The sequence below is a fragment of the Zooshikella ganghwensis genome, from assembly GCF_018263875.1.
GTDB lineage: Bacteria > Pseudomonadota > Gammaproteobacteria > Pseudomonadales > Zooshikellaceae > Zooshikella > Zooshikella ganghwensis.
Window position 1 is genome coordinate 85,107 of the sequence record NZ_JAEVHG010000016.1, and the last position, 13,479, is coordinate 98,585.

Genomic DNA, 13,479 nt, shown 5'->3' on the forward strand with positions numbered 1-13,479 from the left:
TCACCAAGATATAAAAAACGCTGTAGTACTGTCGCTAGCTTTGACAGACCAAACTAGACCAGCTGCTAAGCATTTATTGATTTCCAATTTCTCCTGTTAGATAGACAAAGCCTGCATTATAATCAGTAACGACATTTATATACATTCAATATTGAGTCTTACATATTTTAAGGCTCATTTCATAAGCGTATGGATTTACAATGTTAATCGTTCCTGCAGAACAAAAATTAGACTGGTCTAAGCCACCGATTATAACCCTCTTACTTATTATTATTAACTGTATTATTTATTGGGGATACCAGGGTAATGATGAACATAAAATTGACCAAGCTGTCACCTACTATATAAACAGTGGCTTATATGAGAAAGAGAAACCCCTTTATTACCTGTACATAGACAAAGAGTATAAACTGTACAACGAAGTTTATCGGCTTGATAAAGCAGGTTACAGTGAGTACGTTGCTACTAACATACTACTTAGTGTTGGATTTGATTTATTTCTGAAAGAAAAAATCAAAGATAATGAAGATAAAGAACAGTGGCTAAAATCACGAAAAATTGCAACGGATCAACGAGATGATATTAGCTATATAAGATTTGGAATAATTCCAGCAAAACCAACAGCAGGTGGTTTCTTCGTTTCCATGTTTTTACATGGTAGTGGTGATCACTTGTTAGGAAATATGATTTTCCTGTTTATTTTTGGCTTTTCACTAGAAATTGCCATTGGCAGAATCATCTTCACTGCTTTGTATTTGGTCACAGGTTTAGCTGCTAATGCACTATTCTTTGTTCTTGAACCACAAAGTTTTCAGCCCGGTATAGGTGCATCTGGCGCCATCGCTGGTTTAATGGGTATGTATTTAGCACTATATGGCTTGAGAAAAATCAAATTCTTTTACTGGATAGGGTTTTACTTCAATTACTTTCGTGCCCCCGCTATTGCTATTTTTCCTATTTGGTTAGGGAAAGAACTTTATGGCGCATTCTTCACATTTGATAATGTAAATTACTGGGCCCATATTGGAGGGTTAGTGAGTGGTTTTGGTCTACTTTACTTGTCAAAAAACTGGTTAGTGAAAGTTGATATTGATTACATCGAAAAAAATGATCCAAATGAACCTATCGTACGTGCTATTAATCAGGCAGATAACTATATTTCAAACTTTAATTTAGACGCTGCTCAGCGAGTCTGCCAAAGTGTTCTTAATGAGTATCCTGAAAACCACCAACTTCTGGAAAAATATTATACTATTACTAGTCATAATCCAACAGATAAGAACTTCCATCAAGCTGTTTTAAAAATATTTCAGCTGGCAAAAAATCCTCAGCATATTGGTTTTGTTCATAAAATTTTCAAAAAATATTCCCAACAGAAAAATATTTCAACTCTTAATTCACCTAAAGTACTTGCGTTTCTCACTGAACATTTTTCAAAACACGGATATCGAGCTGATGCAGAAATACTACTTAAACGCCTGTTAAAACTTGATGGCAAAAATGCAGGACTTCCTAATTTACTATTCATTGTTGCCAAAGCTTGTGCAAAAGATAAAGACCAAACAGGTTACCAGCGCTACCTCAATTATTTAGTACATCACTATCCAGATTCTCAGCAAGCCAAGTTGCTGAAAAAAAACTGAAATCAGGAAACTATATATACCCAAGACGAAGGGTTTTTAGGGGCAGCCGTCAAGTTATGAAGCCCCTGGGCAAGTTTACTGCTGTGAAACTTGCGGTAGCCACTTTAATTGATATAGCAGCGCTGCTGGGCGGTTATATTAATAAGTGACTGGGATGGCCGTTAAATGCTCCTCGGCAATAGCGCCTGCATTGCTCTACTATATGACATCCATGTCATTATGCATAAACTGCATTCCCACGGTCAAGAGCGCTGACAACAATCCCTACTAATGTGTCGGGAACACATTAGAACAGCTTCGCTGGCACGTTAGGGTGAGCGCTATGGATAGCGCACATAAAAATGATTCGTGAAGGGTATAGTGCAGTCATTTACTCCCTCAGTCTTGCTGAGGGAGCAATTTTTATTACCTTTATTTAGAACGATCAAATTAATCACTTCTTCATATTTTGTATTACATTTTGATAGTCTTTCGCTTCCTTCGTTACCATTGCATTCGGGTATTTTTGAATAATAAAAGCTAATAGTTTCATAGCCTGTTCATCTTGATGTAACCCTTCAGAAAATGCTTTTGCCATAACAAAATAAGCATCTGGGATACCACGATATTGCGGAAAGAGCTTATGAAGATTTTTCAGCAATATGATGGCCTCTTTGTATCGATGACTATTTACGAGTGCTGCACCTAAACGGTGGCAGGTTTCAGCAACTTTAAATGTAAGTATCACTTGTTTTTCTTTACAAGTCATATATACCTGAGCAGCTTCGCGATCCATATTATGCTCAAGCAATAAATTAACAAAATGAAGGCTATGTCGTGTCAATAATTCATTTTGACCGAACGTTTTTAGATAATGATGATAGCGTCTATTCAACTCAAGATTTTTTTGATGCTTATTAATGGCATTACGAATAACTTCTCCTGCTTCCTCGCGCCGACCTTCTTTCATAAATATTTCTGATTCACAGAGCGCAAGTTTTATATCATAGTCAGCTTCATTGAGTGCTTTAGTTTCATCTTGCTCACTGACAAAACCAAATGCCACTTGATATTGATATATGCAATACCCTAATATCGCGACTGAAACACAATGAAAATAAGCACTGAAAAAAGCATCAATCGGAATGACAAAAAACTCATTAACGAACTTCAACATCATTTCTGTAGCAATATTAGGTCCCATTGTGAGAATGTATAAAAATACAAACAAAAGTAAGTAATGCCACCCCATGCCTTTGATGATCTCGATAATACGACCTGGGTTCATCGCTTCTCCCAATGAATGCTCTCTGGCTAAGATCATAATGCTGGCAGGAATAAAGAGATACAAAAGAGTAGAAACAATAATGCCTATAACAATTGAAGTTTTAAATGCAGCAATACCACATATCACTGCAATCACAATTAATGCTATTTGTTTAAAAAGTAAAGATATACCCTCCATCGAAAAGGCGATAGCGGGTGGTGGAGCCTCCATTTCGCCTTCAGCAATATAATTAATGACTGTAAAAAAGTAGTTAATTTGAATACCGCCAACAACAATCATTGCAGCGATAAACAATACCAGTCCACTTAAAGAGGTAACATCGCCAAATATAAAAAAAACGCCAGTTTGGATGAGTGTTATGATGCCAAGAAAAACTAGCGCATTACTCTGAAAAGGATATACAAAAAAGTCATTGGTTTTTTTCCAGAAAGGTTCAGCCGAATATGTACCTCCTAAATAGGTTAGAGGTTCTGTACATAACGTACACTTTATTTTTCGTGATGAATCTGAAGGAATTGGCACACAGCAGTCACCATAGAAATGGTTACATTTTTTACACTGCCATGTGGCGGGCTGGTCCTGATGGTATTTACACGTTCCCATAATCTTATCTAGCACATCCGGCTATTGTAATTTATACCCTCAAAAGATGGGTACTTAAGTCACTTTTTCCATTCCAATCTGTAGCAAAGCTACTCTCCTTGAGTGAAGGCTTGGCTTCTCATGATAATCTTCGAAACAAGGCTCTTACCTTTACCATAGTCATAAAATCAGTACCCTGTTTTCAAATCAATGCTGTCTCAGGTTTCAAACTGCAAAAAAAAGGGCCTGATGGCCCTTCTTTATATACCTTACTGACTGCTACTCTTGAGCTATGTCTTTCATACTCAATTTAATACGGCCACGGTTATCAATATCTGAAACGACAACCTTAACTTGCTGACCTTCTTGCAGCACATCAGTGACCTTTTGAATTCGCTTCGATGAAATCTGAGATATATGAACTAAACCTTCTTTACCTGGAAGGATATTCACAAATGCACCAAAGTCAACAATACGTTGCACTGTCCCATCGTAAATCCGGCCAATTTCAGCTTCGGCGGTAATTTCTTCAATACGACGAACAGCTAATGCTGCAGAGGCCTTATCATCTGCATATACTTTAACATTACCACTATCATCAATATCGATAGCTGCCCCAGTTTCGTCACAAATAGCACGAACAGTGGTACCACCTTTACCAATAACATCACGGATTTTATCTGGGTCAATCTTAAGCATTAGCATGGTAGGAGCATTATCTGCCAACTCTGGGCGAGATGCTGCTAGGACTTTGTTCATTTCGCCAAGAATATGTAAGCGAGCATCACGTGCTTGCTCTAAAGCAATTTCCATAATTTCTTCAGTGATACCCTGAATTTTAATATCCATTTGCAGCGCAGTCACACCATCAACAGTTCCTGCTACTTTAAAGTCCATATCACCTAAATGGTCTTCATCACCCAGAATATCGGTTAATACAGCAAACTTTTCACCTTCTTTAACCAAGCCCATGGCTATACCAGCGACAGGGGCTTTTAGAGGTACACCAGCATCCATTAATGCCAGAGATGCACCACAGACAGAAGCCATTGAGCTTGAGCCATTAGACTCAGTGATTTCAGAAACTACCCGCATACTATAGGGGAATGAATCTTCTTGTGGCAGAACAGCCTGAACACCACGCTTGGCCAAGCGGCCATGACCTATTTCTCGGCGGCCAGTTGCACCAATACGTCCACACTCACCTACTGAGTAAGGAGGGAAATTATAATGCAACATAAAGGATTCACGTTGCTCGCCTTCAAGCTGGTCAACTAACTGTGCATCCCGTGCAGTACCAAGAGTTGTTACCACCAACGCTTGCGTTTCACCACGCGTAAACAGTGCAGAACCATGCGCAGCAGGTAAAACTCCAACTTCAACATGAATAGGTCTTACTGTTTTTGTATCTCGACCATCAATACGTGGATTACCATCCACCACATTCTGGCGAACAATACTTTTTTCAAGCTTACTAAACAGGCTACTGACTTCCCCAGCACTTGGCTCACCTTCTTCCTTCGCCAACTCACTTACAGCCTGCTCACGAATTTCACCAAGACGCGCATAGCGCTCCATTTTGTCAGAAATTTGGTATGCCGCACGAATTTCTGAGGCAAAGGCGCTTTCAACAGCACTCATCAGTGCTTCATTAACTACTGGAGGCTGCCAATCCCAACGGGGCTTGCCAGCTTCTGCAGCAAACTCTGTTATAGCATCAACTACGGCCTGATACTCCTGGTGAGCAAATAATACAGCTCCTAACATTTCATCTTCAGTTAGCTGATCAGCTTCAGACTCAACCATGAGTACAGCATTTTTAGTTCCCGCTACCACCATGTCGAGTTCAGACTGTTCTAAATCAGCATAGCTTGGGTTAAGTACATAGCCACGGTCATCAATAAAGCCAACGCGAGCAGCACCTATTGGACCATCAAATGGAATACCAGAAATGGCTAAAGCTGCTGAGGTACCTAGCATTGCGGCAATATCTGGATCATGCTTTTTATCAGTTGAAATAACCGTACAAAGAATTTGTACTTCATTCATAAAGCCCTTGGGAAACAGTGGGCGAATGGGACGGTCAATTAAGCGAGATGTGAGTGTTTCTTTTTCTGATGGTCGCCCTTCGCGCTTATAAAATCCTCCAGGGATACGACCAGCAGCGTATGTTTTTTCTTGATAATGTACTGATAAAGGGAAAAAATCAGCGCCTTCCACAGCTTGTTTAGCGCCTACAGCTGTAACTAAAACGGTAACTCCGCCCATAGTCACTAATACCGCACCTGTAGCCTGCCGTGCAACGCGCCCGGTCTCCAGTGTTACGGTTTGATCACCGAACTGAAAAGTCTTTCTTACCGGATTCACAATGTTATCCTTCTTTCAAATCTTTCAATAATCTTGCCTGAAAATATTCATCTTGCACTGATTTATGCTAGCAGCACCAACTCTACTGAGTTAGTCCGTACCTTACAGTGTCTATATATTCAAAGAGGCGCTGGACTGGCGGCAACTGAATGCGAGAGATAACAGGCCTTTTTTGGTATATTTTTTATACAAATAAAAACACCGCTAACCACTGCTAGGGTTTCCTATCAGTGATCTTAGCGGTGTACAGATTACCAGCATTAAGACGTTTATGATGTCTAGCTGGCCAACCTTCATCGCTAACCTTATTAGCGACGTAAGCCTAAACGAGAAATCAGGTTACTGTAGCGACTTACATCCTTACGCTTCAGATAGTCCAGCAGCTTACGACGCTGATTAACCATTCTAATTAAACCACGACGAGAGTGGTGGTCATGAATATGAGATTTAAAGTGTCCTTGCAAACTTTCAATATTAGCAGACAACAATGCTACTTGAACTTCTGGTGAACCTGTATCACCTTCAACTGTTTGAAAGTTTTTAATAATCTCAGCTTTTTTCTCAGCACTCAGTGCCATATTCATTTCTCCTAAATAATATGCACTTATTGAAATAGCCAAAGCAATCTGCTGTAAACCAGTGGTTTACCCAAAAAGCCAGGTTATGAAAAGTGAAGGAATGACCGTGCATATTTACAGCCATCCTCGCAATTCAAGCAGTGATTAAGTGCAACACTGCTTAAGAAGCTTGCCTATTCTACCCGTAATTACGAGTAAATTCTAACCAAGCGTCGTGGTGCAACACGACCATCATCTAAAATCTCACCGATCCCTAGAAAAGCCAACTGACTTCCTTCCTGATAGAGCCTTACGAAACCAGTTGTAGGTGCTCTAGGAACCAACACTGGTTGGCCTTGACTCAGGTAGTAAGCAGTAGTTTCCCCAAGAATCACTTGAGGAAGAAGTTTAAGTGCCATATCTATGGGCTGTAGCCGTTCATCCAGTGCTTCATGCCCACCGTTTTGGCACACCTCATCTAACTGCTCGATAGTATAGGCGTTATCTAAAGTAAAAGGGCCTGCAGACGTGCGGCGCAGGGATGTTACATAAGCACCACACCCTAATGCCTCACCAATATCTTCAACAAGTGTTCGAATATAGGTACCTTTACTACAAGCAACCTGTATCTCAGCAGTATCCTGATTGAAAGACGTTAAAGACAGTTCACGAATCACTACATTTCTTGCCTTTCGCTCAACTTCAATGCCTTCTCTTGCCAGCTTATAGAGTGGCTGGCCATCAACTTTTATCGCAGAATACATTGAAGGGACTTGTGATATTTCCCCTGTAAACTGCTCTAAAGTTGTCAGCAATTCTTGCTCAGAAAAGTTAACTGGACGCTGCTCAATCGGTTCACCCTCAGCATCGCCAGTAGCTGTTCGTACACCAAAACGAATTCCAGCCAGATAGCCCTTATCTGCATCAAGCAGATATTGAGAAAACTTTGTTGCCTCACCAAAGCAAATAGGTAAAACCCCCGTTGCTAATGGATCAAGGCTACCTGTATGGCCTGCTTTTGCAGCACCAAACAAGCTTTTAATTTCCTGCAATACTTTATTAGAGGTAACACCCTGGCGTTTATCGAGCACCAGTATACCGTGCACAGGGCGACCACGCTGACGACGACGTCTTGCCACGTTTTACTCTTCCTCAACACCTTTATCGTGGTGATTACGATCTTTACTTACAGCATCATCAATCAACTTGGACAGATATTGGCCACGCTGAATACTTTCATCGAAAAAAAAGCGCAGTTGAGGCGTAGTTCTAGCAGTTAGTCTTTTTGCTAGCATTGACCTTAAAAAGCCAGCTGCTTTATTTAATACAGCAACTTGCTCATCATTACTGACCTGATCTTCTTTCCCCAGAAAGGTGACATAAATATTTGCATAAGCCAGGTCTCGACTCACATCGACACTGCTCACTGTCACCATACCCAGGCGCGGATCTTTGATTTCTAGCTGAATTAGCACTGCTAATTCTTTTTGAATCTGATCCGCTATACGCTGTGTTCGACTAAATTCTTTAGCCATGTACTCTCACATTTAATTTAGTTGCTCAGCCAAACTTACAAGCTGCGCTCGACTTGAATTGATTTGTACACCTCAATCTTGTCACCCACACGCACGTCATTGTAGTTCTTCACACCGATACCACACTCCATGTTGCTTCGTACTTCATTGACGTCATCTTTGAAGCGACGTAGCGATTCAAGCTCACCTTCATAAATAACCACGTTATCGCGAAGGACACGAATACGCTCATTACGGTAAACCATACCTTCAACCACCATACAGCCAGCAATAAGGCCAAACTTAGGTGATTTGAAGACGTCACGAACCTCAGCCACGCCCACAATTTCTTCTCTAAACTGGGCTTTCAACATTCCACTGAGTGCTTTCTTAACATCATCAATGATGTCATAAATCACACTGTAGTAACGTAAATCAAGACCTTCAGTTTCAACAATCTTTCTCGCTGTAGCATCGGCACGAACATTAAAGCCAAAGATAACTGCACTGGAGGCGAGCGCCAGGTTAGCATCGGTCTCAGTAATACCACCAACACCACCAGAAACTACTTTTACTTGAACTTCTTCATTTCCAAGGTCATTAAGCGCTTGGGTCAGTGCTTCCAGAGAACCACGAACATCTGCTTTTAAAACAATATTGAGCGTTTTCTTCTCATCTTGTTTCATATTCTCGAAAACATTTTCAAGCTTAGCAGCTTGCTGACGAGCAAGTTTTACTTCACGGTATTTACCTTGACGGAACAAAGCAATCTCACGTGCTTTCTTCTCATCCTGAACCGCAAAGACTTCATCACCAGCATCTGGCGTTCCATCCAAGCCAAGGATTTCAACTGGAATTGAAGGCCCAGCCTCTTTGATAGGCTTGCCATTCTCATCCAACATGGCCCGAACACGACCATAGAATTGCCCAACAAGTACATTATCACCTTGTGAGAGTGTGCCATTTTGCACTAGAACTGTAGCCACAGCTCCACGACGTTTGTCCAAAGAAGACTCAATTACAATACCGCGAGCAGGGGAGTTTGGAACAGCTTTTAATTCAAGTAGTTCAGCCTGCAACAACAAGGCTTCTAATAGCTCATCAATACCTTCACCAGAATGTGCAGAAACATTGACAAACTGAGTATCACCACCCCACTCCTCTGGAATGACATCGCGCTGAGCAAGCTCGTTCTTAACCCGGTCGGGATCAGCTTCAGGCTTGTCAATTTTATTCACTGCGACAACAATAGGCACTTCAGCAGCCTTAGCATGCTGAATCGCTTCCTCAGTCTGAGGCATTACACCATCATCTGCAGCTACAACCAAAATAACAATGTCAGTCACTTTGGCACCACGAGCACGCATGGCCGTAAATGCCGCGTGACCTGGTGTATCCAGGAAGCTAATCATGCCTCGTTCAGTATTAACATGATAAGCACCTATGTGCTGCGTGATACCACCTGCTTCACCCGCTTGCACCTTAGCTTTTCGGATATGGTCAAGTAGCGATGTTTTACCATGGTCTACGTGTCCCATAACCGTCACCACAGGAGCACGGGTAGTCTGCTCTCCTTCTACGGTATTAAGCTCAACGGCCAAGCTATCTTCAAGCGCATCAGCTTTAATAAGCTTGACTTTATGTCCCATTTCTTCAACAAGAATGGCTGCAGTTTCTTGATCAATAACCTGGTTAATTGTCACCATTGTGCCTAGTTTAAACATGGCCTTGATGACTTCGGCTGCTTTTACTGACATCTTCTGAGCCAGCTCAGCAACAGTAATGGTCTCAGGAATATTGACTTCCCGAATAATCGGCTTAGTTGGCTTTTCAAAACCATGCAGCTGTGTTTTTTGAGGTGATGATCTTCCACGCCGGGTACTTTTTCCACCACGACCAGGCTTCGCATCGCCCTTATCGACTGAACGACGCTTCTTACGACGGTCATCACCATCATCATCACGTTCAAAGCGACTCTTTTCACGAGCTTTGCGTTTTGGTGAGCTTTTTTCTTTATCAGCCGGCTTTTCTTTTTGAGACTGCTCAGCTTCTAGCTGTTTACGAGCTTCGGCTTCAATACGTGCACGCTCTTCTTGATCCTTAGCACGCTTCGCATCTTCCTTCGCTTCCTTACGACGCTTTTCTAACTCACGTGCTTGCTCTTCAGCCAAACGCTTTTTCTCAGCCTTTTCAGCCTCAGCTTCATTGCGTTTCACATAAGTACGTTTTTTACGTACTTCAACATTTACTGTTTTACTCTTCCCTTGGCCACCGCTTACTTTAAGCTGGCTTACAGTTTTACGCTTAAGTGTTATACGGCCTGGATCTGCTGCTGAACCACCATGACTTTGCTTTAAATAAGCCAACAAGACTTGTTTCTCTTTATCAGAAACAGCCTGGTTGGCCTTTGTTTGCGGTAAGCCCGCATCTTTCATCTGCTGCAGTAATCGTTCAACAGGCGCACCAACCACTTGGGCGAGTTGTTCTACTGTTACATCTGCCATCAACAAATCTCCTCTCTCCGTGGTTTACCCTTGCTGCCCATCTTCGAACCATGGTGCTCGCGCAGTCATGATGAGTTGTCCAGCACGTTCTTCATCAATGCCTTCAATTTCAAGCAAGTCGTCAATTGACTGCTCGGCTAGGTCCTCCATGGTTATGATGCCTTTACTGGCGAATAAAAATGCCAGATGCTTATCCATCCCCTCCATGGTCAGCAGATCTTCTGCTGGCTGGGCTTCTTCCAACTGCTCTTCTGATGCAATTGCAAGTGTTAACAGATTGTCTTTGGCTCGCTGACGCAACTCATTTACTAAGTCTTCATCAAACCCATCAATCTCCAGCATCTCTTCCAGAGGTACATAAGCTATTTCCTCAAGGGAAGTAAAGCCTTCATCAACTAACAACTGTGCTAGGTCCTCATCTACTTCAAGCTGCTCACGGAAGCGATTAACAATATCTCCCACTTCGCGTGCTTGTTTAGCCAGCGCTTCATCTTCAGTCATCACATTAAGTGTCCAACTGGTTAACTCGCTGGCAAGTCTGACATTCTGACCATTACGACCGATTGCTTGCGCAAGGTTATCCTCTGCAACTGCAATATCCATAGTATGGGCATCTTCATCCACAACAATTGAAGCTACTTCAGCAGGGGACATTGCATTAATTACTAATTGGGCAGGGTTGTCATCCCACAGAACAATATCAATCCGCTCATTACCCAGCTCTCCAGAAACAGCTTGTACACGAGACCCTCGCATTCCAACACAAGCCCCAACAGGGTCAATGCGACCATCATTGGTTTTTACAGCAATCTTTGCTCTTGAGCCGGGGTCACGTGCAGCACCTTTAACTTCAATCACTTCTTCAGCTATTTCAGGCACTTCAATTTTAAATAACTCTATCAACATCTGTGGGCAGGCTCGGCTAAGCACTAACTGCGGTCCACGTCCATCCTTGCGAATATCAAAAAGCAGTGCTCTTACCCGTGTACCAACCCTAAATGATTCTCTTGGAATCATTTGGTCTCTGGGTAATACTGCTTCTGCATTATTTCCAAGGTCAACAATAATGTTATCGCGCGTTACCTTTTTTACCGTACCACTGACAAGCTCACCCAGTTTTTCTTTGTATGCTTCTACTACTTGAGCACGCTCTGCTTCTCGAACCTTTTGGACAATAACCTGCTTAGCGGTTTGAGCAGCGATCCGACCAAACTCAACTGACTCAATTTGCTCTTCCCAATAATCGTCAATTTGCAAGTTAGGGTCTTTTTCATCGACTTCTTCAATGACTATATGTGCAGCAGGGTTTTCATAGTCTTCATCAGCAACAACTTTCCAACGCCGAAAAGTATCGTAATTACCTGTCTTACGATCTATGGCTACACGAACATCAATGTCTTCTTCGTATCTTTTTTTTGTTGCAGTTGCCAGAGCAATCTCAATTGCTTCAAAGATAACATCGGGCGGCACACCCTTTTCATTTGATACTGAGTCAACGACTAGTAAAATTTCTTTGCTCATGCTACGCCTCGCCTGTTACTTAACCTGCCCAAAAGCCCAGAGAGCCCTTAAAACTGGGGTATTATGTTAGCTTTTTCGATCAGATCGATAGCGAACAAATATTCATGGTCATCAACCTGAACCACAACCTCATCATTTTCCACACCAGTGATAACGCCTTTAAATTTCCTTCGGCCTTCATAAGGTGAGCGCAACTTCAACTGGACTTGATGCCCTTTAAACGCTTCATAATGTGCCAAAGTAAATAATGGTCGATCCATACCTGGCGAAGAAACTTCAAGGGTATATTCACCAGAAATAGGATCTTCAACATCCAAAATACTGCTAACTTGTCGGCTAACTTTTTCGCAGTCGTCTAAATTAATTCCCTCTGGGGAATCAATAAAAACCTGTAGCTTTGAGTGTTTTCCTTGAGAAAAAAACTCAATACCCCACACAACAAAGCCTAATGCCTCTACGGTGGGCACAATTAATTGTTCAAGTGTCTGGTGTTTACTTGCCACAAGTCACCGGCCTCAACCCAAATAATTTTTTTACAAACAAAAAGTGGGCATAGCGCCCACTCCTGAAATCAATAGTAGCTTGAATATCACATTTACAGTGAAGGCTACTCCTTGTCACAAACATTCACTGAAAAAATTCAGCTAATAAAAAACCCCTTATTTAAGGGGTTTTTTAAAATCTAGTGGTAGCGGGGGCTGGATTTGAACCAACGACCTTCGGGTTATGAGCCCGACGAGCTACCAGACTGCTCCACCCCGCATCAAAAAGGCGCTTAGATTATATTCAGCATCATCTACATGGTCAACTTAATAAACAAATGGTGCCGAAGGCCGGACTTGAACCGGCACGGCTTACGCCACTACCCCCTCAAGATAGCGTGTCTACCAATTTCACCACTTCGGCTTTTCATTGCTTCATCAGAACCTTACTACACTCTGATCTTCACTGGTAATTATTGATCAGAAGATGAGGTTTGATTTTCAGTCTTTACTTCTACATCTACTGCACTTGTCTTATCTTCAGTAGACGAGCTATGTTGTGAGCTCTCAGTACCAAGCTGTTCACCAGCCTGATCCACAGTAGCTTCGCTTTCATTTACAGCTGGCTGATCAACTTGATCAGCATTAGCTTCTGAAGCGGGTGCAGATTTTGCTTCATTTTGACCCTGTTCGTCAACCCCTGGAGCATCATTAGCTACATCTTCAGCATCAATAACAACTGGAGCATCGCCAATCACTTGCTCAACTTCCTCAATTTGAGGAATTACAGACTCTGATACCACACTTGAGCTATGTTTACCAAGCATAGCAAGTGTAAAACTAGTGACAAAGAAAGCAGTAGCCAAAACACTCGTCAGTTTAGTAAGGAAGTTACCACTACCCTGACTGCCAAATACCGTTTGTGAAGCACCGCCACCAAATGAGGCTCCAGCTTCAGCACCTTTACCTTGCTGCAATAGCACTAGCCCTACAAGGGCCAGCGCTGCAAGTACATGAACTATCAGTATGATCGTATCCATTC

10 protein-coding genes and 2 tRNA genes are annotated in these 13,479 nt (G+C 42.1%); 1 reads left to right on the plus strand and 11 read right to left on the minus strand.

Annotation, left to right across the window (positions count from 1 at the left end; all coding sequences use genetic code 11):
* Window positions 1-200 precede the first annotated feature (200 nt).
* Window positions 201-1,643 (plus strand): rhomboid family intramembrane serine protease, encoded by a 1,443-nt coding sequence (locus tag KHS79_RS19350; protein ID WP_212721120.1) that lies wholly within the window; start codon window positions 201-203, stop codon window positions 1,641-1,643.
* Window positions 1,644-2,076: 433 nt separating this feature from the next.
* Here the strand turns inward: KHS79_RS19350 and KHS79_RS19355 are convergent, their stop codons facing one another.
* From KHS79_RS19355 to secG, 11 genes are all read right to left on the minus strand, one after another.
* Window positions 2,077-3,432, minus strand: coding sequence for a DUF4013 domain-containing protein (locus KHS79_RS19355; protein WP_212721122.1), 1,356 nt, complete (start codon window positions 3,430-3,432; stop codon window positions 2,077-2,079).
* Between the two features lie 339 nt (window positions 3,433-3,771).
* Window positions 3,772-5,859, minus strand: coding sequence for a polyribonucleotide nucleotidyltransferase (gene pnp, locus KHS79_RS19360; RefSeq protein ID WP_212721124.1), 2,088 nt, complete (start codon window positions 5,857-5,859; stop codon window positions 3,772-3,774).
* Window positions 5,860-6,167: 308 nt separating this feature from the next.
* Window positions 6,168-6,437 (minus strand): 30S ribosomal protein S15, encoded by a 270-nt coding sequence (gene rpsO, locus KHS79_RS19365; RefSeq protein WP_027707259.1) that lies wholly within the window; start codon window positions 6,435-6,437, stop codon window positions 6,168-6,170.
* 188 nt (window positions 6,438-6,625) lie between these two features.
* On the minus strand, window positions 6,626-7,555 hold the full coding sequence (gene truB, locus KHS79_RS19370; protein WP_027707258.1) for a tRNA pseudouridine(55) synthase TruB: 930 nt from the start codon (window positions 7,553-7,555) through the stop codon (window positions 6,626-6,628).
* A 3-nt stretch (window positions 7,556-7,558) separates the two neighbouring features.
* Window positions 7,559-7,951, minus strand: coding sequence for a 30S ribosome-binding factor RbfA (rbfA, locus tag KHS79_RS19375; RefSeq protein ID WP_094788687.1), 393 nt, complete (start codon window positions 7,949-7,951; stop codon window positions 7,559-7,561).
* 35 nt (window positions 7,952-7,986) lie between these two features.
* Window positions 7,987-10,434 (minus strand): translation initiation factor IF-2, encoded by a 2,448-nt coding sequence (infB, locus tag KHS79_RS19380; RefSeq protein WP_094788688.1) that lies wholly within the window; start codon window positions 10,432-10,434, stop codon window positions 7,987-7,989.
* Window positions 10,435-10,458: 24 nt separating this feature from the next.
* The gene (gene nusA, locus KHS79_RS19385; protein WP_212721127.1) at window positions 10,459-11,955 is read right to left on the minus strand and encodes a transcription termination factor NusA; all 1,497 of its coding nucleotides are present in this window, start codon (window positions 11,953-11,955) and stop codon (window positions 10,459-10,461) included.
* A 47-nt stretch (window positions 11,956-12,002) separates the two neighbouring features.
* On the minus strand, window positions 12,003-12,458 hold the full coding sequence (gene rimP, locus KHS79_RS19390) for a ribosome maturation factor RimP (protein WP_027707254.1): 456 nt from the start codon (window positions 12,456-12,458) through the stop codon (window positions 12,003-12,005).
* 183 nt (window positions 12,459-12,641) lie between these two features.
* Window positions 12,642-12,718 (minus strand) — tRNA-Met (locus KHS79_RS19395).
* Between the two features lie 58 nt (window positions 12,719-12,776).
* A tRNA-Leu gene (locus tag KHS79_RS19400) sits at window positions 12,777-12,861 on the minus strand.
* Between the two features lie 49 nt (window positions 12,862-12,910).
* On the minus strand, window positions 12,911-13,477 hold the full coding sequence (gene secG, locus KHS79_RS19405; protein WP_084611115.1) for a preprotein translocase subunit SecG: 567 nt from the start codon (window positions 13,475-13,477) through the stop codon (window positions 12,911-12,913).
* Window positions 13,478-13,479: the final 2 nt, after the last annotated feature.

Bases quoted from the DNA above. Each gene is read 5' to 3' on its own strand.
- KHS79_RS19350 (WP_212721120.1), top strand. From the start codon at position 201: ATGTTAATCGTTCCTGCAGAACAAAAATTAGACTGGTCTAAGCCACCG.
- rpsO (WP_027707259.1), bottom strand. From the start codon at position 6,437: ATGGCACTGAGTGCTGAGAAAAAAGCTGAGATTATTAAAAACTTTCAA.
- rbfA (WP_094788687.1), bottom strand. From the start codon at position 7,951: ATGGCTAAAGAATTTAGTCGAACACAGCGTATAGCGGATCAGATTCAA.
- infB (WP_094788688.1), bottom strand. From the start codon at position 10,434: ATGGCAGATGTAACAGTAGAACAACTCGCCCAAGTGGTTGGTGCGCCT.
- nusA (WP_212721127.1), bottom strand. From the start codon at position 11,955: ATGAGCAAAGAAATTTTACTAGTCGTTGACTCAGTATCAAATGAAAAG.
- secG (WP_084611115.1), bottom strand. From the start codon at position 13,477: ATGGATACGATCATACTGATAGTTCATGTACTTGCAGCGCTGGCCCTT.